Annotated in this window: 14 protein-coding genes and 1 pseudogene; 7 read left to right on the top strand and 8 right to left on the bottom strand. The window is 54.9% G+C overall.

The genetic code is table 11. The features are described from left to right. Nucleotides 1–11: 11 nt before the first annotated feature. On the bottom strand, nt 12–812 hold the full coding sequence (locus QOL67_RS15435; protein ID WP_283426875.1) for a transporter substrate-binding domain-containing protein: 801 nt from the start codon (nt 810–812) through the stop codon (nt 12–14). A 370-nt stretch (nt 813–1,182) separates the two neighbouring features. Here QOL67_RS15435 and QOL67_RS15430 point away from each other — a divergent pair, with 370 nt between their 5' ends. Further along, complete coding sequence (locus QOL67_RS15430) at nt 1,183–2,277, top strand: M24 family metallopeptidase (RefSeq protein ID WP_283426874.1); 1,095 nt, start codon at nt 1,183–1,185, stop codon at nt 2,275–2,277. Between the two features lie 22 nt (nt 2,278–2,299). On the opposite strand, the gene QOL67_RS15425 is transcribed toward QOL67_RS15430, so the two are convergent. The 5 genes from QOL67_RS15425 to phnD all read right to left on the bottom strand — a co-directional run bounded on the left by QOL67_RS15425 (nt 2,300) and on the right by phnD (nt 6,730). Continuing rightward, nucleotides 2,300–3,202 (bottom strand): HAD-IIA family hydrolase, encoded by a 903-nt coding sequence (locus QOL67_RS15425; RefSeq protein WP_283426873.1) that lies wholly within the window; start codon nt 3,200–3,202, stop codon nt 2,300–2,302. Nucleotides 3,203–3,257: 55 nt separating this feature from the next. Beyond that, complete coding sequence (phnE, locus tag QOL67_RS15420) at nt 3,258–4,067, bottom strand: phosphonate ABC transporter, permease protein PhnE (protein ID WP_283427104.1); 810 nt, start codon at nt 4,065–4,067, stop codon at nt 3,258–3,260. Continuing rightward, complete coding sequence (gene phnE / locus QOL67_RS15415) at nt 4,067–4,861, bottom strand: phosphonate ABC transporter, permease protein PhnE (RefSeq protein ID WP_283426872.1); 795 nt, start codon at nt 4,859–4,861, stop codon at nt 4,067–4,069. Before phnE (QOL67_RS15415) ends, phnE (QOL67_RS15420) begins: the two co-directional genes overlap by 1 nt. Continuing rightward, a complete protein-coding gene (gene phnC / locus QOL67_RS15410) occupies nt 4,858–5,631 on the bottom strand; it encodes a phosphonate ABC transporter ATP-binding protein (protein ID WP_283426871.1) in 774 nt (257 codons plus the stop codon). Before phnC ends, phnE (QOL67_RS15415) begins: the two co-directional genes overlap by 4 nt. A gap of 121 nt (nt 5,632–5,752) precedes the next feature. Continuing rightward, on the bottom strand, nt 5,753–6,730 hold the full coding sequence (phnD, locus tag QOL67_RS15405) for a phosphate/phosphite/phosphonate ABC transporter substrate-binding protein (RefSeq protein ID WP_283426870.1): 978 nt from the start codon (nt 6,728–6,730) through the stop codon (nt 5,753–5,755). Nucleotides 6,731–6,985: 255 nt separating this feature from the next. On the opposite strand from phnD, the gene QOL67_RS15400 reads away from it, so the two are divergent. Together QOL67_RS15400 and QOL67_RS15395 are read left to right on the top strand one after the other, a co-directional pair. Next, the gene (locus QOL67_RS15400; protein WP_283426869.1) at nt 6,986–7,714 is read left to right on the top strand and encodes a response regulator transcription factor; all 729 of its coding nucleotides are present in this window, start codon (nt 6,986–6,988) and stop codon (nt 7,712–7,714) included. Continuing rightward, nucleotides 7,714–10,209, top strand: a complete 2,496-nt coding sequence (locus tag QOL67_RS15395; RefSeq protein WP_283426868.1) for an ATP-binding protein — start codon at nt 7,714–7,716, stop codon at nt 10,207–10,209. The genes QOL67_RS15400 and QOL67_RS15395 overlap by 1 nt, the downstream gene beginning before the upstream one ends. Before the next feature lie 208 nt (nt 10,210–10,417). Here QOL67_RS15395 and QOL67_RS15390 read toward each other — a convergent pair. Next, nucleotides 10,418–10,792: pseudogene (locus QOL67_RS15390) on the bottom strand (DDE-type integrase/transposase/recombinase); the annotation flags it as partial. A 705-nt stretch (nt 10,793–11,497) separates the two neighbouring features. Next, a complete protein-coding gene (locus tag QOL67_RS15385; RefSeq protein WP_283426867.1) occupies nt 11,498–13,105 on the bottom strand; it encodes a reverse transcriptase domain-containing protein in 1,608 nt (535 codons plus the stop codon). A gap of 633 nt (nt 13,106–13,738) precedes the next feature. Here QOL67_RS15385 and QOL67_RS15380 point away from each other — a divergent pair. The 4 genes from QOL67_RS15380 (at nt 13,739) to QOL67_RS15365 (ending at nt 17,752) form a co-directional block, all read left to right on the top strand. Then, on the top strand, nt 13,739–15,043 hold the full coding sequence (locus QOL67_RS15380) for a DUF6538 domain-containing protein (protein WP_283426866.1): 1,305 nt from the start codon (nt 13,739–13,741) through the stop codon (nt 15,041–15,043). Between the two features lie 212 nt (nt 15,044–15,255). Continuing rightward, entirely contained in the window at nt 15,256–15,594 is a 339-nt protein-coding gene (locus QOL67_RS15375; RefSeq protein ID WP_283426865.1) for a hypothetical protein, read from the top strand. A 107-nt stretch (nt 15,595–15,701) separates the two neighbouring features. Next, nucleotides 15,702–16,931: a PDDEXK-like family protein gene (locus QOL67_RS15370; RefSeq protein ID WP_283426864.1), complete on the top strand. Its 1,230-nt coding sequence runs from the start codon at nt 15,702–15,704 to the stop codon at nt 16,929–16,931. 119 nt (nt 16,932–17,050) lie between these two features. Next, the gene (locus QOL67_RS15365) at nt 17,051–17,752 is read left to right on the top strand and encodes a hypothetical protein (protein WP_283426863.1); all 702 of its coding nucleotides are present in this window, start codon (nt 17,051–17,053) and stop codon (nt 17,750–17,752) included. Nucleotides 17,753–17,959: the final 207 nt, after the last annotated feature.

The raw sequence follows: 17,959 nt of genomic DNA, 5'->3' as shown, positions 1-17,959 counted from the left end.
GGAGTGGTGGATCAGTACATCACGCCGGGGATGCGCAGCTCTGGCGCTTCGCCACCCACGTATTTGCCCCACAGTTCGGAATAGCGGCCGGAGCGCACTTGGTGGGTCACAAACAGGTTGAGGAAGTTCAGCCAGGTTACGTCTTCGCGCTTGCCCACAACAGAGGTGTAGTCGGTGGTCCAAGGCATGCGTGGGCCTGCGAGAATGCTGTCGTACTGCTGCGTGATGGGCAGAACAGCGGTGTTGGTGGTGATGCCGATGTCAGCTTTGCCTTGTGCTACAGCCAAGAACACTTCGTTTTCGGACTGGTAGCCTTGGTAGTTGCCTTCTTCGCCCCATTCAGCGGCGATTTTCAGCCATTCCTGCTCTGGTACGGTTCCGATGGCAGCGGCAACACGCTTGCCGCGGATGTCTTCGAATGTTGAGATACCGCTGTCTGCATTCACCACGCCTTGGGCGTAGTAGATCGCGTAGGGGATGGTGAAGCCAACGGTGCGCGCACGGGCGAGGCTGTCAGATGTGGCGCCAAACACCACGTCGGCACGGCCGGTTACAATCACTGGCAGGCGTTCCGCCCAGGTCACTGGCAGCACTTCGGCTTCCACTTCCAGCGCGGCGGCCAAGTCGTTGCAATACTCAACGTCGTAGCCGGCAGGCTCGTTGTTGGCATCACGGTAGCCAATTGGCGGGAAATCGAGCACCACACCGCAGCGCAGTGTGCCGCGATCAACCACGTCGTCAAGGGTGTCAGCTTTGGCCGGAATGGCGGCGAAGGTGGTGAGTGCCGCGATGGCAGCGAGTTTCTTAAGCATAGGGTCCTCCCAAAAGTTGGTGGACCGAGTGCTAATCCAAATTGGATACAAAATCCAATATAAAATATTTGCGCCAAATGAGAGTTGACCGGTTTAAGGACGTCGAGAGACGTAGTTACCTGAAATAAATGACTTTTTTACGCGGTGGAGGAGGTCCGGAAATATAGGGGCGTTGCGTTCCCAACTAGGATCATGTTGGATACGTACCCCTTAGGAGTGTCCATCTCTCGAATTCTGACAGAGACTCGGCGGCGATTCCTTGGATCGCGCTTGCCGTCGGATTAAGGTGATTGTGCGTAAATGTATTTTGTGGATACTGTATCCAAAAATGCAGAAGTGAAGCTGCACAGAGAGTTTTCAGGAGATCAGAATGTCGAAGCTGTCCGAATACCGCCAAGTGGCGCGGGATCTGAATGTGGATGCTGTGGCGCTGGTGCCGGGGCCAAATTTCACCCGGGCCTTTGGCAAACCATTTATGAGCCATGAGCGCCCATTTTTGGCGGTGATCCCCGAGGAGGGCGCGCCAGCGGCGATTGTGCCGAACTTGGAATTGGGCAGTTGGGCTTTGGTGGAATTTGACGGTGCGGTGTTTGATTGGCGCGATCAGGACGGGTATGACGCGGCCTTTGCGGCGCTCACCGAGCATCTGAAGATTGGCTCTTTGGCGGTCGAAGGCCAGGTGATGCGTGTGTTTGTGCAGGTGGCATTGACCAAAGCGCAGTCGGACTTGCGGATTGTAGATGGTGAAAAGGCAATATCGGGCTTGCGGGTGATCAAGTCGGAGGCAGATGTGGCGGCGCTTCAGGTGGCGATTGACGTGTCAGAGCGGGCTTTGTCACACGTGCTGGACGGTGTGCAGATTGGGCAAACGGAAAAGCAGATCGAAAGCGCATTGATCCAGGCGTTGTTTGCCGAAGGGGCGGATGATCTGGCGTTTTCGCCCATTGTTGTGGCAGGCGACAACACGGCGCGGCCACATGGTAAGGCACGGTCGGATTATGCGGTGCAAGAAGGGGACGCGTTGTTGTTTGATTTTGGAGCCCGCAAAGATGGGTTTGCGGCGGATATCACGCGCACCGTGTTTGTTGGAGATGTAAGCGATGAGGGGCGGGCAGTCTATGAGACTGTTTTGGCTGCCAATCTACGTGGCTTTGAGGTGGCCAAACCAGGCGTGACAGCGCATCAGATTGATGATGCCGTCACTGGTGTGTTGGAAGCCTCCCCTTTTGTTGATCGCATTCGCACCAAGACCGGGCATGGATTGGGGCGCGAGGTGCATGAGGCACCTTACATTATGCGCGGCAATCACGAGGTGATGCGCGAAGGCATGGTCTGGACCAATGAGCCGGGTCTGTACGATCTCGGCAACTTTGGCGTACGGATTGAGGACGACATGCTGGTCACGGCCGATGGCGTGCGGGCGTTGACGTCCTTTCCCAAGGAGTTGTTGATTGTGGCGCGCTGAGGCAAGCGACGTTTTTCAAAACCTAAGTTGTTGAAACAATCCAGTTCGGCTTAATGCCGGATTGTTTGATGTAAGGCGCGACGTCGAAGCCGTTGAACAAGCCATGATCTGTGATCAAGATGGTGCCGATACCCGCTGCAGCGCCGCCAAGCACATCCGTATGCAACGTGTCGCCCACCATAGCGATGCGGTGACGTGGGATACCGGGGAGGCGGGCCAGAGCGGTGTCAAAAGCGTTTCCGTAGGGTTTGCCGAAAAATGTGGCTTCGGCATCGACGCGGTCCACGATGTTGTGGGCGATCATGCCGGGCTCAATGGTGAGGCCGTCTTCGCGAGGGGCCACCAAGTCGGGATTGGCGATGACCAAAGGGCGAGGGGTGTCCTGCAGTGCCCTTGTAAGGGCGTCGGTGTCTGCGTTATTCCAGCGGGCGGTGGATAAGAACAGAAAGCCACTTGCTGTGTTTAGGAGATTTGGGTTCTCGATGACATCCTGGAGCGTTGCGGAGGCGGGCGCGTCGCTGAAGTTATCACCCTCTGCGGAGATGGCTGCCCAGACTTGACCGTCTGCCAGTTTGGGCAGGTTCGCGAAGGCCACGTCGCGGCTCGAGACCACTTCGTCAGCGGTGAAATCAAAGCCAAGGCGATGGTATTTGGCGAGGATTTCAACACGCGTATAGCTGGCGGCGTTGGTCAGAACGATCAGCCGTTTGCCTGCGGCGCGTAGCTCTGTCATGCGCTCGACCGCGCCTTCAATAGCTGTCTCGCCGCGGTTCAAAACACCAAAGGCATCAAGGATGTAGGCGTCATAGTGCTCTGCTGTGTCGCTGAGATCGCGGCCAGCATGGGAGGTGTCCGGGAAGGTAGCGGAAGGCAGCGCGTGGCGCAGGCTTTCGTAGCGGTCAAACGCTGTTTGCGTGTCGATCATAAATAGGGTCCGGAAAGAAAATGGGCGGCCGAGGATGTCGGCCGCCGTTGTAAGGTCAGAGGATTTTCTTGCGCAAGTAAGAAGAGACCACTTCACCAAACACCACCAGCGCGAGGATGGTGAGCAACACCATGGAAACCTCCGGCCAGTTGAAAGTGTCGATAGCTCCTTGCAGGATCATGCCAATGCCGCCGGCACCAACAAGCCCAAGAACCGTGGATTCCCGCAGGTTGATGTCCCAGCGCAGGATAGCGATTGCAAAAAAGGCGGGCATGACCTGGGGCACAATGGCGTAGAGCACAATCTTAAAGCGCGAGGCACCACAGGCTTCCAGCGCTTCGACTGGTTTTGTGTCAATCTCTTCAATGGCTTCACCGAGCAGTTTGCCTAGGAAGCCAATTGAGCGGAACATGATCGCGACAATACCCGCGACAATGCCAGGCCCAAAGATGGCCACAAACAACAGCGCCCAGATGATGGTGTTGACCGAGCGGGACGACACCAGAATGAAGCGGCCAATCCAAAGTGTGACCCGGTTGGGAGTGGTGTTTTGTGCCGAGATGTAAGCCACAGGAAGTGCAACCACGACGGCAAACATGGTGGCCAAAGTGGCGATATTCACGGTCTGCCAAATTGCCTCAAGGATCGAAGGCAGGTTGCTGGGGTCCGGTGGCATCATCCGGCCAAAGAGATCACCCATCTGTACAGGTGCATCCCACACCCATTCCCAGATCACATTGATGCTGGAAAGCGCCCAAGCCACAACCAGAAGGGTGAGGGCAAATCCGCCGTAGCGCATGAGGCGTTGCTGCAGGGTGAACCGGGACCAGTGGTCAAGTGTTTGTTGCATAGATTGAGAGCTCATCATGCGATCCGCTTCCTGATAAAGCCACTGATTGCCTCGGACACGAGGATCACGCCCACAATGACCATGGTGATGGCCAGCGCGAAGTCATAGTCGTAGCGGCCAAAAGCATTGGCCAGAGTGGCGCCGATGCCGCCAGCGCCGACGATGCCCACCACTGCGGAGGCGCGCAGGTTGCTGTCGAGTTGGTAAATGCCCAAGCCCACAAGGCGCGGCATGATCTGTGGGATCACAGCGTAGACCAATGTGGCGAGGAACCCTGCGCCAACGGAGCGCATGGCCTCAACCTGACCGAAGTCGATTTCTTCAATGCGTTCAGCCAGAAGTTTGGCAACAAATCCAATGGAGTAGACAACCAAGGTGAGAGCTCCTGCGAATGGGCCAAACCCCACGGCTTTCACAAAGATGATGGCGACGATGACCGGGTGGAAGCTGCGCGCAACGATGATGATGCCGCGGCCCAGAATATAGACGGGTTTGACGGCGATGTTGCTGGCAGCCATGAAGGCCAATGGGACGGAAAGCAGAATGCCGCCAACGGTGGCAAGGATCGCTATTTTCAAGCTTTCGAGAAAGCCGTCGATCAGCAGGCCGGAGCGCTCAAAACTTGGCGGAAAGGCGCCGCTGAAGATGCGCTGCGCGCGACGCATACCGTCAGACACGCGGTCCCAGTCGATGGGCAGTGTGGTCAAGGTGAAGACTACGTAGATTGCCGCCGCAGCGTAGAGCCCATAGCGCAGCAGGGGGTTGGATATGAACGGTGGCTTGCGCCAGGTGTCTTTGGCCATGCTCATGCCACGGCCCCAACTTCGGCGCGATCCATGGCGGGCACACCGGCGTAAATCTCATCCATCTCGGATTGGGTGAGTTTACTCGGCAGGTCATCAAAGATGATGCGGCCATAGCGCATGCCGACAATGCGGTCGCTGTATTCTTTGGCTTCGGTTACGTTGTGGATGTTGATGATCACAGGCAGTTTCAATTCAGAAGCGAGGTCACGCAGCAGCGACATGATCTGTTCCGATGTTTTGGGATCAAGCGAGGCTGTTGGTTCATCTGCCAGCAGGATTTCGGGACGCTGCATCAATGCGCGCACTACACCAACGCGTTGGCGTTCACCGCCTGAGAGTTCGTCTGCGCGGCGGTCTGCATAGTGGGCGATGCCAACCCGCTCCATTAGCTCGTAGGCGTGGCGGATGTCTTCACGTGGATAACGTCGGGTGAGAGCGGCCCATGTGGAGATGTAGCCCAAACGACCGGATTGTACGTTTTCCATCACGGTCAGGCGGTCAATTAGATTGAAGCTTTGAAAAACCATGCCGATGCGGCGGCGCGCATGGCGCAGGTCGCGCCGGTTCAGCGTGGTAAATTCGGTGCCGTTCAGATCAATGGAGCCTGAGGTGGGTTCCACCAAGCGGTTGATACAGCGCAACAGCGTGCTTTTGCCGGCGCCTGAGGAGCCAATTACGGAGGTGAGCTGGTCACCCTCAACGGTCAGGTCCAGTTCCTTGAGCACGGGATCGCCCGAGCCGTAGCGTTTTGTGAGTTTTGATATTTTAAGCATTGCGGTCTTCCGGACATGGCGCGGCCCCGCCCAAAACGCGCCCGCCACCGAGAGCTTTGCGCAAGGCCGAAAAGGTGCCCGGACAACGACATGCGCTGACCGGGCTTGGTTGGTCTTTGAGTTACTTACCTGCGAGACCCTGCGGGGTGTATTCCACGCCGTTGGAGCTCTGGATCTGGCGGATGACCGCCCACTGATCTTTGTAAGTGATCGGGATAAATTTGCTCACGCCGGCAAATTCTTCACCCAGTTTTGTGCCGGAGAATTCAAAGGTGAAGAAAGCTTCTTTGATTTTCTCAGACAGCTCAGGGTCCAGGTTGTGAGCCACGGTGAACGAGGTGGTTGGGAATGGATCGCTTTCCCAGACCATGCGCACGTCTTTGGGATCATAGAGACCGCGTTCCGCCATACGCTCCACCACTTCGGAGGCCACTGGTGCAGCGTCATAGTCGCCAGCCACAACACCCAGCATGGATTGGTCGTGTGAGCCTGAGTAGGTCACTTCGTAGTCTTTATCCGGCTCGACGCCCAGTGAGGGGAACAGGGCGCGAGGGGCCTGGTTGCCGGAGTTGGATGTTGGCGAAGTGTGCGCCACACGGCGACCGGCGAGGTCTTTGACTTCTTTGATCTCACTGTCAGCTTGGGTGAAGACTTGCAGCTTGTAGCCAAACTGACCGTCGTCTGCGCCCATGATGGCAAATGGGACCGCACCTGCGAGGTTCACCGCAAAAGGCGTTGGACCTGTGGAGAAACCTGCAACGTGCAGGCGGCCGGAGCGCATGGCTTCCACTTCGGCGGAGTTGGATTGTACTGCGAAGAATTGCACGTCTTTGCCGGTGACGTCTTCCATATGGGCAATGAACGGCGCCCAGATGTCTGCGTAAACGGCGGGATCTTCAACTGGTGTATAAGCAAAGACCAGAGTGTCCGGATTGTTCAGTTCAGCTGGGTCCGTTGGGGTGTCCGCAACCAGATCGCCGTTGGCGTCGCAATATAGATCGTCCAGTGCGCCACGGTCTGCACACTCAGCGGCGGCAGCAAAAGCGCTTACCGATAGAATGCCCAAGGCTGTTGCCGCGCGGGTGAAAATTGGTGTCATGGTGTCCTCCCTAATAACGCTGGCCATGGAGTTGTGATCCCAAAGCAAGGCGTTGACCAGATCAGCGTAGGAGACGCGGGGGCGCTGAGGCGAGGAAGGTTTTGTTAACGGAACAGATGAATGCGGGCTTTCATGTTAACAATGTTACAAAGCCGCGCGCGCAGACTTACAATCTGGCATGATCTACGAAACTGATTCAGAACAATTGTCCCCCCTGATGGTGGGAGGTCACGCAACACCGCAGGATGGGGTTTCATGCAAACGGGTAAAGATGATCCTCTGATCGCCATTGTGGACGATGATGAGAGTGTGCGCGACACGCTGTCTGCTTTGATGCGGGAGAGCGGGTTTGATGCTGTGTGTTGCCCCGGCATTGCGGCATTTATGGCCTTGGGAGATCCGCCACAGGTGGATTTGGCGCTGATAGATTTACGGTTGCGCGGGGAGTCCGGATTGACGCTGGCGATCCACATTCGAGAGCGTTACGAAATTCCAATTGTCATGCTGACCGGTGTCGGCGATGAGATCGACAAGATTATTGGCCTGGAAACCGGCGCGGATGACTACCTGATAAAACCATTCAATCCACGCGAGTTGGTGGCACGCATTCGCGCCGTGTTGCGTCGATATGGTCATGGCAGCGCCAAATCAAATCTTGCAACTGGGCAGGGCATTGCCTTTCGGGACATGCGGATTGATGTGCAATCGCGCCGGTTGTTGGACGCGCAGGGAGACGAAGTTCCCCTTACCAATGCGGAATACCGACTGTTGGAGTATTTTGCCCGCAATCCCGATCGGGTGATCCCGCGGCCAGAGCTGCTCAAAGAGTTGGGTTCAGACATGGAGCGCTATGTGGATCGCACAATTGACGTGCTTATACTGCGGCTACGACGCAAGATTGAGCCGGTGCCGTCTAAGCCGGTGCATCTTCAGACCCGACGGGCGCAGGGCTACATCTTTAACCTTGGCACGGATGTCGCGTGATGGCGATTTTGTCGCGGTTGAGCGTAAGGGCACGCCTGTCTGCAGCCATATCGGTACTGTTCGGGTTGATCCTGCTGGTGAGTTTGGTTGGCATGTTGGTGCTCAATCGTACTGAGCTCTGGATGAATGTTTTGCACAAAGAGACCTTGGCTGAGGTGTCCGATGCGCTTGATTTGTCACGGGAATCCGCAGAACTGGCGACGTCTGCACCGTTTTTGCACGCGTTATTTCCTCCGTTCCAACTGGAAAAAGAGGAAGAAAAGGTCCTGGAAAACCTGCGCCGCATTGAGGTGCTCGCTGCGGAGGACACCGAATTGCATCTGCCTGTCGCACGTCTGCGATTGGCGATTGACGATTTATCCAAGGCATTGGCGCCACAGGCGGCGCGTCAGGCAGAACTGGATGCAATTGACCGGGATATGGAGCGCTTGAACCAGCGGGTGCGGCGTTTGGCCAGTGATCGGGCATTGCCGTTGGAGGAACGCGAAGTTTGGGCGGCACTGCAGCAACTAACCGCAAGCGCCATTGGGGCGGGGCGATCCAATGCCTTGATCGAGCTTGGAGAGTTTAGCCGCCGACACACCAAGCAACGGGAAGAAGCACATCGGTTCGTGACGCCGATGCATGAAGACGCTTTGGCGGAGATTGAGGCTGCATCCGTGCGCAGTGAAAGTCTGTTTGTGTTGAAACACCGAGCGTTGGCGGCGCGGTTGGATGCGGAGAACGCGTTGTTTCGCATTCGGCAGGAGGCGCACCGCGTCAGTACGTTTGCCGAAGGCAAGGTCACCCAAGCGGAGGCAAGGTTGTCGCAGGCGCGCATGGAAACGTCTGGCAATTTGGAATTTGCCAAAAATGTATTTCTGGCATTGACGGCAGCAAGCCTTTTGGTGGCGATTTCTTCGTCGTTGTATGTGTCGCGCTACGTGGCGCGAAACCTGCATTTGATTGCTGCTGCCATGCGGAGGTTGGCTGCGGGCAACCACCGCACCGAATTGCCACACGGCCCAACGTCTGAGGACGAGATTGGCCAGCTCTATGCCGCGTTCCACGTTTTCCGGGAAAGTGCGCGTAAACTGGAGCGTCGCACGCGGCAGGTTGGGCATCAGAACGCGCTGTTTTCGCGGGTGTTCCGCAACATTAAAGACGGGGTGGCAATAGCGTCCGCGGGGGGCTGGATTGAGGCGGAGAACGCCAACTTGCGGCACCTTCTGCGACTGCCCGGTGCAGAAGATGGTGTGCGTACCAAAGTTTCGGAGTTGATTGCGCAGTCTCGTTTTGAACGACAAACCTCAGCCAGTGAACACGGCGGGTTTGAGGAATATGTCGATCCCTCCGGCAATGTTCTGGAGCTGCGACGCTCCCCTTTACCCAATGGCGAGGAGGTCTGGCTGCTGTCGGAAACCACTGAGCGCAAGCGAATGGAACAACGTTTGGAAGAAATCCGGCGTGTAGAGGCGTTGGGCAAAGTTTCCGGCGAGGTGGCGCATGACTTTGGCAACATCTTGTCGAGCATATCGGGCAATTTGCACCTTTTGGAAAAGGCCGATCCAGAGAGGTCCAGAGACTTGCAGGCGCGGATACGGTCGGCATTGGATCTTGGCGTGTCTTTGACGGAGCGGCTGTTGGCATTTGCACGTAAGCAGCACTTGGCACCGCAGGTTACTGACATCGGCCAGTTGGTTGAGGGTATGGCAGACCTGCTGGAGATTGGCATGCCGGAAACCGTGTCCATGTCATTTGAGCTGCCTGATGCGCCAGTGTTTGCACGTGTTGACCCTGGCCAATTGGAGAGTGCGGTTCTGAATATTTGCGTGAATGCGGGCCAGGCAATTGATGGCGCCGGGCAGGTAAGTGTGCGCGTTGGTGCGGATGCAGATGGCGGCGGTGGTGCGTTTGTGGCCATTTGCGACACAGGTCGAGGTATGAGTGAGGACGCGCGCAGTCGGGCGACGGAGCCATTTTTCTCACAAAGGGATGATGGCGGCGGCACCGGGCTTGGTTTGTCGATGGTGGATGGTTTTGTGCATCAATCGGGTGGCACCTTGTCGATCCTCAGTCGTACTGGCCCGACTGATCATGGCACAACTGTTACGATGTTGTTCCCACTCAACGCTCAGATTGCATCGGGCGCAGAGCACGGCGTGGGGCGCGGTCCGGCTCTAGTGATTGATGATGACCCAGCGTATTTGGGCGCCACGGCGGCGGTTTTGGCTGAGTTGGGTTATAGTGTGGAGACGGCTTCGAGTTTTGCCGCAGGGCAGCGGCGTTTGAGAGCCATGCGAGAGCTGGGGCTTTTGATCAGCGATTTGAATTTGGACGATGGACGGTCCGGTTGGGAACTATTGCAGCTTGGTTATCATCAATTTCCGGATTGCACTCTGATCTTGATGTCGACAAGAGATATGCAGGGGCGCGTTGAGGCAATCAACAAAGCGCAGCCGGCAATCCTGTCTAAGCCAGTGACGGAAACGTCATTGCGTGACGTGCTGGGCTGAATGGGGTGTCACGATGCGCCTGTTGCTGACTCAGGTCGTGCATTTGGCTTCGTGTAGCCTCAGCATCAGAGCCCGTTTGCGCGTATAAGTCAGAGACGGACAACTGATCCGGGATGCTGGCGCTTTGGTCGGCAGCGATTGCAAGCGCGAGATGTGGCCCAACGGTAAATTGGACCTGCTCCGTTTTTGTGCCGCCCCAATTGCTCGTTTAGGCCACTTTCCGTTCGAAGGCGACAGGGCTTTTCCAGTCCAATGCTGAGTGTCGGCGTCGCGGATTGTAGAAGCCGTCCATGTATTCGAAGATGGCCATCTCAGCTTGCCGCCGTGTGTCCCATGACTGTCGCCTGATCAGTTCAGCTTTGATGGTCTTGAAGAACGTCTCGATCGCCGCATTATCATAGCAATTGCCATGACCAGCCATCGATACCTTGAACCCATGTTGGCGCAGGAACCTGTGATAATCGCGGGAGCAATATTGGCTACTGCGATCCGAGTGATGAATGCTGCGTTTGGGCGGTGCCCTGAATGCGATCGCCACCTCCAGCGCCTAGATTGCAAGGTCACGTTTCATGCGGTTGCTCACCACTGCCCAGCAGTGCATTGCGCAGCAATGTGGGGCCCATCCTTGTTGATGTCTTTCTGTCCCTGAAGGCCAAGGCGATCACTGCTTTGCCTATCCATGACGCGATCTTGGTGAATGCCAACTACAAAGCAGAAGCCAGTGAGGTCATGAGGGAAGAGTTCAGGCTAAAGGTTGGTTTGTTGCCTGAGATATCTACCGAGCATCCTTAGGGCGCAAAGTGGCAGAAGGGGAAGCTTAAGGGTCCCAGCCTAGAGGGCTTAATCGGACTCCACTCAGACCATCTCAGTCGTCACTACTGGGGCCAATCTTCCTGTCTCAGACACTCCCAAACCAACAGGGGCATAAACAGGGGCATTTTGGGGGGCAGAGCTGTTCAATGGGACCGAGTGGGCTCTTCGTTCATTGATGTTCGGATTAGTGGCTGGGGTGGTAGGAAGCCTTGCGTCTCGATGAAACGCATCGGCTTTCCCGAACCAACTCCAAAACTGGGGCAGCTACTGGGGCGAAACGCTAGTGAGCCGTGGGCACTTTGGCCTGTCTTTGTGGCCCGTCCTGAAGCGACGACGGCAAGCATTCTGCAACGGACCATGCGAGACGTGGACCACTCCGTCAGTTGGCGGGTCGACCCTGACCGCCACCACTCGGTCACAGATTTCGGTCTGAGGTCTAGAGAGTCAGTTGATTCAGGGTAAACTGGCTGCAAACTTAGGGGAGCGCGTTGAAAGAGGAATCGTCTCCGTATTTTGGCGGTTGCACACCTTCCAAGCCAAAAGTGAGGTAGTATTTTCTCGCGGCACGCCAGCCTCTAACAAAGCTGGGCAGTTGTGGCTCTACTTCATCAGGGTCTCTACCCCATGCCCCAAGGTTTAACCACTTTCCTGATATCAGCTCACTGTTGGAAGGGGTTGGGCAACTCGCCCCATACTTAGTCAAAAGCAACTTATTTCTATAAACCATTGAGCGGCGAATATGGTTCACCAGCCAACCATCGAGTATTCGAAGTCGCTCTGGATCTTCAAGCAGGCAATAAAAACCCATTAGCCCTTGCATCGAGCGCAGACGTTTGCCTCTCAAAATGAAGTCCTGAATATCTCTCTCGTCTAGGCCGCCATACACGGACCTGCGGATTTCAGAGATAAGCCCAAGCAGGTCCCAGTCATACCCGGCGGAGGCGGAGCATCTTTTTGAGTTGAACCCAAACTGCAACGAGTGGATCAAATAGATATGTGTCAATCTAGAGAATTTTTGCTGGTACTGACGCACTTTTGGGGCCGGGATGCGAAGTGCTTCGTTTGAAAGAGAATAGCCAAGATACTTAAACTCGGCAATCGTCTTAATCTCCTGTTCATTTCTCGAGACAGCAGTAATTCCTGGGGATTTTGTTCGATTAATGCTCAGACCACTATTGCCACAATGACGCTCAAAACAGCGAGCTATTCTTTCAGCGTCCTCATGCCTATCGCAAAAGGCAACCACATCGTCCGCAAAGCGCACAAACCTCCCGGCTTCCCTTGCTAGTTTTCGATCCAACTGATCGTTGGCTAAATTCGCCAATAGCAAAGAGACTGAGTTGCCTTGAGGTGTCCCTCGATGTCTGCTCTTGAAATCCTTGGACCAGAAGTGCTCAGAACTCCCGAACTGATGGGACAAAAACGCTTTGAAAACGTAGCGCTCATGAGGTGTCAGACTAACAATTGCATTGTCGTCTATCAGACCCTCTAGGTATCCTTTCGGAATGGAGTCAAAGTACTTTTCGAAGTCGATTTGAACTGCAATCAGTTTGCCGTCAGCTTCAAACTGATTCAGAGAAATAATCGCATCAAACACGTTTCTGTCGGGCAGGTAGGCAAATGAAAAAGGCGAAAGTCGTTTTCTGTTTCTATCGCGTGCAGCGCGGAAAAGGACATTGGCTAGTGCGGCATCCGGAATCGAGAATGCCATTATTTCACGCTGTCCGCCAGTCGGCTTTGGGATTGAATAGCAGATAGCCGGAGTCGGCTGATAACTATTGTCGAGAACCTTTGACCAAATCGCCGTTGCCTGAGCATTTGCGTTTCTAACGCAGTGGCTGGGGTCAAAATGTCGATGGCTATATGTCGACCCCTTCGGCCAACCGGTTCTCGCAGGAAGTCCCGTGCGAGTTGTAAACTTCTTTTGATACTTTAACTCGGTTACGCGTTCCGCTTCTTGCTTTTGGAACGCCTTACGGCAAAGCCTTTTGATTTCGTCTCGAAGTTCTTTTCTCATGATTTCGGCGGCAGTGCCTAAAGTAAGGGTTTCCAGTAGTTCTAACGAGGAACCACCGTCGTCCAATGGGTTTCCCCAAAGAGCGTCATCGGCCTCTAAGAGACCGGGTAGCTGCACCGCCGCCTAGGCTCCACGCCGTAAAACAACTCAAACTTGAAATTGCGACAGATGTCAATGCGTATGCGAGAGAGGTTAAGGCCTCCGGAATGGCACCATAATGGTTGTGCTGCATCACTGTCAGGTGAGAGCAGTATTGCCGCCATAAACCGAGGTCCCTTGCGTATCTAAAATAGAAACAACGTAAGGAGATACACCATGAAATCGTTTCGTACCCTCGGCGATACCGCCGGGGGTTTTCTTATGAGCGCACCCCCTCGTTCCGTGTTGACCGCGATACTTTGGCTCGGTGCCAGGACACATCCAACTGTCTCGATGGCGTTGATGCTGGTCTTTCTCGCCGCCTGGATTCGAGGCGCAAGAGATGGTTGAGCCGCAACCCGACGACATCGTCGTTATCCGAGCAACTGAAGATTGGCCCGAACATCTGTTTCGGGTCGATTTCGTTTTTAACGACTGCATCGGTGGCTACTCAGTGACCGGACCTCTGACGGGCGAGTACGGCGAGCCGGACTTTGACCTTGTTCTACGGGTCCATCAACGCGGTTAGCCGCCTCACCCAAAACAGAAAGGAGGAGACTGATGTCTGCTCAAATTCGTTATGCGTACTTGAAGGGCCACACGTGGTTGTTCAGACGTAACTGGCCTAAGGACGTTGAGCTGGTCCTTGGTCAACAAGCCCTGAAACAAAGCCTTAAGACCAACTCCGTCCACACCGCTCGCGCACGGGCAGCGGAGGTAAACCTTCGATATGAGAAGACTGTTTCGCAGGTCCGAGCGGGTGCGGAAGAAGCCCTCTCTCAGCCAGAGAAGACCGCTGACGTCCTTGATTGGGCTGAAGCATCAGGGGCAGCTCTTGATCGTCTACGGTCCACTCTGGAGGCCTCCGGGCAGCTTGAGGATCGCTCCAACTTTGAGCGGGTTCGGCCCCGCCAAAAGATCCCGATTAAGGATCAGGGCGCTGTCTACTTAGGTCGCAGGTCCAATGAGCTTCGGCCCGGTGGGTTTAAATCGGTGCGGTATTCGGTGGGCTTGTTCCTCTCAAAATATGGCGACCAATCGCTGTGCAGTTTGACCAGAGATGAGGGGCGCGAGTTCCTTAGTCTGGTGGCTCAGCTGTCACCGGTCATTGGCAAGTCGGAGAGGACCAGAGGGTTGTCGCTCGACCAGTTGGTGGCCTTCTCCGTTCAAGGAACTGCTCGGATCACAACTCGAACGCAGAAGAGGATCTGGGCACAGGTCAACGCGTTCCTGGACTGGGCGGTTTATGAGGGACATCTTGAGCAGAACCCCTTCAGGACAGTGCTGTTCGATCAGAAGATCAAACCACAGCCTTATGCCGTGCCAACAGATGAGGAAGTGGTTCAGCTGCTGGCGACCAAGGACGATGCTTTGCGACCCGTGATGCTGACCTGTCTGCTCTCAGGCATGCGGGCTGGTGAGGCGGTAGGGCTGCTCAGAGAAGACCTGACCTCAAAGGGCAATCTTGGTGGCTTTGTTCACGTGCGTCCAAATGAGCTTCGGCTGTTAAAGACGGATGCGGCAGAACGCGAGGTGCCTGTGCATCCTGCGTTGGAGGAATTGTTTCGGAGTCTTCCAAGCGAGGGACCGCTGTTTCCTGACTTGACGGTTGATCGTGTGACCAAGGGCTTCACAGCTCTGAGAAAGGCGAAGCGACTTGAGCGTCCAGGCCTGGTGTTTCATTCGACGCGTAAGTGGTTTGTGACCCAATGTGAGCGCACCGGTGTGCCTGAGCACTTCACGGCTAGCATCGTTGGCCACAAGTCAGCTCGCTCAGAAAATGGGATGACCTACGGTATCTACAGCGCGGGCATTTCGGACCAGCAGAAGCGAGGCATCGTGGATCAGATCCGCCTGCCGATGTGACTGTTCCTGACATAGAGAGGGTCACAGGATGCCCTAAGCTTAACCCCGGCTGGCTTCGTGCTGGCCGGGGTCCACTTTTCTTTTTTTTTACAACTCGTAGCCGCACTTAGGGCACTTCTCTATCCACTTCGAAACGGCTCTCCCGCAGTTATGGCAGTGAGTATCGCCGTAAGAGCAAAGGTGCAGTGCGGTGGTGCTGAGCAAGTTCATGAATGATCCTCCAGTTGATGAACAGGGGCGATCATCAGGAGAATGTCGGTGAAAGGTCAGAGGATTTGAGGTTGGGTGGAAAACTGGCGGATTTCCTCCAGCCGGATTTAGTTTCCGTGTTGAAGGAAGACATGAATTTTTGGGCTCAGCGGTTGGGGTTACGGTTGAACTTCACAATTATTCGGCATCAATTCATAGGTAAAGACAGAGAATTACGTATAGGTCGAAGGCAACCACTTCTTTTGAGAAAAAAAGGTGTTTCAATTTACAGTCAGTTCCTTAGCGACACTCAGGTCGGCGCTTCCTGCTTCCTCGGGATACGCCAGTCCTATGCTCCTTGACCCCTTGGTAATCACCTCATAGGTTGAAGGTTGAAGGTTGAAGGTTGAAGGTTGAAGGTTGAAGGTTGAAGGTTGAAGGTTGAAGGTTGAAGGGTGGAGGGCCAGATTTGGAACATACCCCTTTAGATATTGAACTGTCTAACTTGATCGTGAAGTCGTCCGACTTTGCGAGGTTAAGTGAACGACTGGATGTGTATTGCCCATTTGAGGCCTTATCGGTAGAACGAACCGAAATCCGGCATTCGAATTTTCTCGCGAACGTTGTGAATCCTCGCGGTCAACACGGTTTTGATGATACTTGCACCAGAGCGTTACTAGAAACACTGGTAACAGCATCCGGAGAGCCCAAACTATTGCTACAACTCCATTTACGAGACCTCGGCGAAATCGAAGTCTTGAGAGAGTGGCGGAACATAGACCTGCTCTTGCGACTGCCAGGGCTGCAGCCTAGCGACGACCTAGTATTTGCCATCGAACTCAAAGTTGAAGCTCGAGAAAGTGCAGGACAGCTAAAGAGATACGCAACCACTGTTCGCGAAACTTGGCCGCAAGCGAAGCACCTGTTTTACTTCATGACTTTGAGGGATGATGACGCGAGTGATCCCGATTGGATCAGTATCAACTTCTCATCGCTGGTGAGGAACCTAGAATCCGCGAACAACAATCAATCGGGAGACCCTAAAGCCCGAATGATGCTCGAATCTTACACCCAGATGATCAGGAGAAAGTACTTGGAAGACCCCGCACTTGAGGACTTAGCCGAGAAAATTTGGGCAAAGCACAAGAATGCGCTTGAGTTCCTTACAGACCGAAGACCAAACCCAGCTCGAGAGCTCGCAAAACTCCTTTCTGAGGAAGTAACGCTCAAATCAATTAATGAAGGCCTGGAGACCTCCAATGCCGGTTTGACGGTCGCAATTGATTCCGCCAACGCTCGGTTCATTCGCCTCGCAGTTACGGAGTGGGACAGGTTTCAATCCATGCAGTCTGGGAGTGGTTGGACCCCTTCCAACCGAATTCTTCTCTGCGAAATTGAGGTTTCGGAACGAACGCTAGCCGTTCGAATGGTCATTGGGCGTGGTGATCAACAGGAGAGGCAAAAAGTATTTACGGCCCTCAAAGAAGGCAATGCTCTTCCCAGCCAGGTTCGCCCTCTGTCTCCCGAGTTTAGCCGCATAGTATCCAAATCTCTGAGGAACCGGCCGCAAATGGAAAAGATGCTTGAACAAGGCATCGAGGAAGCCGATTTGGCCAAAATGCGAGATGACATTGCAAGCTTCTATTCCAAAACGCTTCGGGGTTTTGACGATGCTCTCAAGGGGTTGGAGGAAGTTTGATGCCGCCCCCGCTCTTCCTGGTTCGCCTCGACCGACTGCCACTCCAGACTTCAGACGGTTCAGTCGGCGGAACCGAGAGCTGGTAATGGCGTTATTGGGAGATCGGGAAGTGAGCCGACATGCAGGATAGGTACGCGGGCGATATCGGCGACTTCATCAAGCTTGGCCTGCTCAGAGCATTATCGCCAGAGAGGAAGCTGGGGGTGGTTTGGTATCGCTTTCCTGATGAAATTCACAATGGTGATGGACGCCACATCGGATATCTGGATCAGGCCGATAGGTATGCTGTGCTTGATCCGCCGCTCTTCAATCATCTCAAAACAGTTGTGGCCACTGAACGGTCGATAACCTCTCTTCTTCCAGTGGTTGATGGTGCTGTTTCGTTTGATGAAAGCACTGATCAGTCGCACCTGCATCATGGCCTCAGACGTCAGGGGCGGTCTGACTGGATGTCCAGAGCGTTGCTGGCGGCGACTGACTGCGACCTTGTGTTTGCGGACCCTGATAATGGCATAGTTGACGATGATGATCGTCGGAAAGGGCGAGCCAAGTTCGGCAAGCACATTCCTCTGAGTGAGGTCAGAGCTCTAGCGGACGGACGCTGTGCAGTGATCTATCATCACAATACGAGGCGTAAGGGTGGGCACGGTGCTGAAGTTGATCACTGGCTAGCTGAGATCCAAAGCCCAGCTCTAGCAGTGCGAGCCAAAGCCTACAGCCCTCGGACGTTCTTCATCATCAATCCAGATGACGAGGCAAAAAAGCGGACGGAAGAGTTCTGTGAACGCTGGCGGTGCCTTCAGGTCCATCTCCATCGTTAGGGCCACAAAGACAGGCCAAAGTGCCCACGGCTCACTAGCGTTTCGCCCCAGTAGCTGCCCCAGTTTTGGAGTTGGTTCGGGAAAGCCGATGCGTTTCATCGAGACGCAAGGCTTCCTACCACCCCAGCCACTAATCCGAACATCAGTGAACGAAGAGCCCACTCGGTCCCATTGAACCGTTCTGCCCCCCAAAATGCCCCAATGAAT

The sequence above is a fragment of the Shimia sagamensis genome (genome assembly GCF_900182745.1).
Taxonomy (GTDB): Bacteria; Pseudomonadota; Alphaproteobacteria; order Rhodobacterales; family Rhodobacteraceae; genus Shimia; species Shimia sagamensis.
This window is presented reverse-complemented; position numbering and strand designations above follow the sequence as displayed.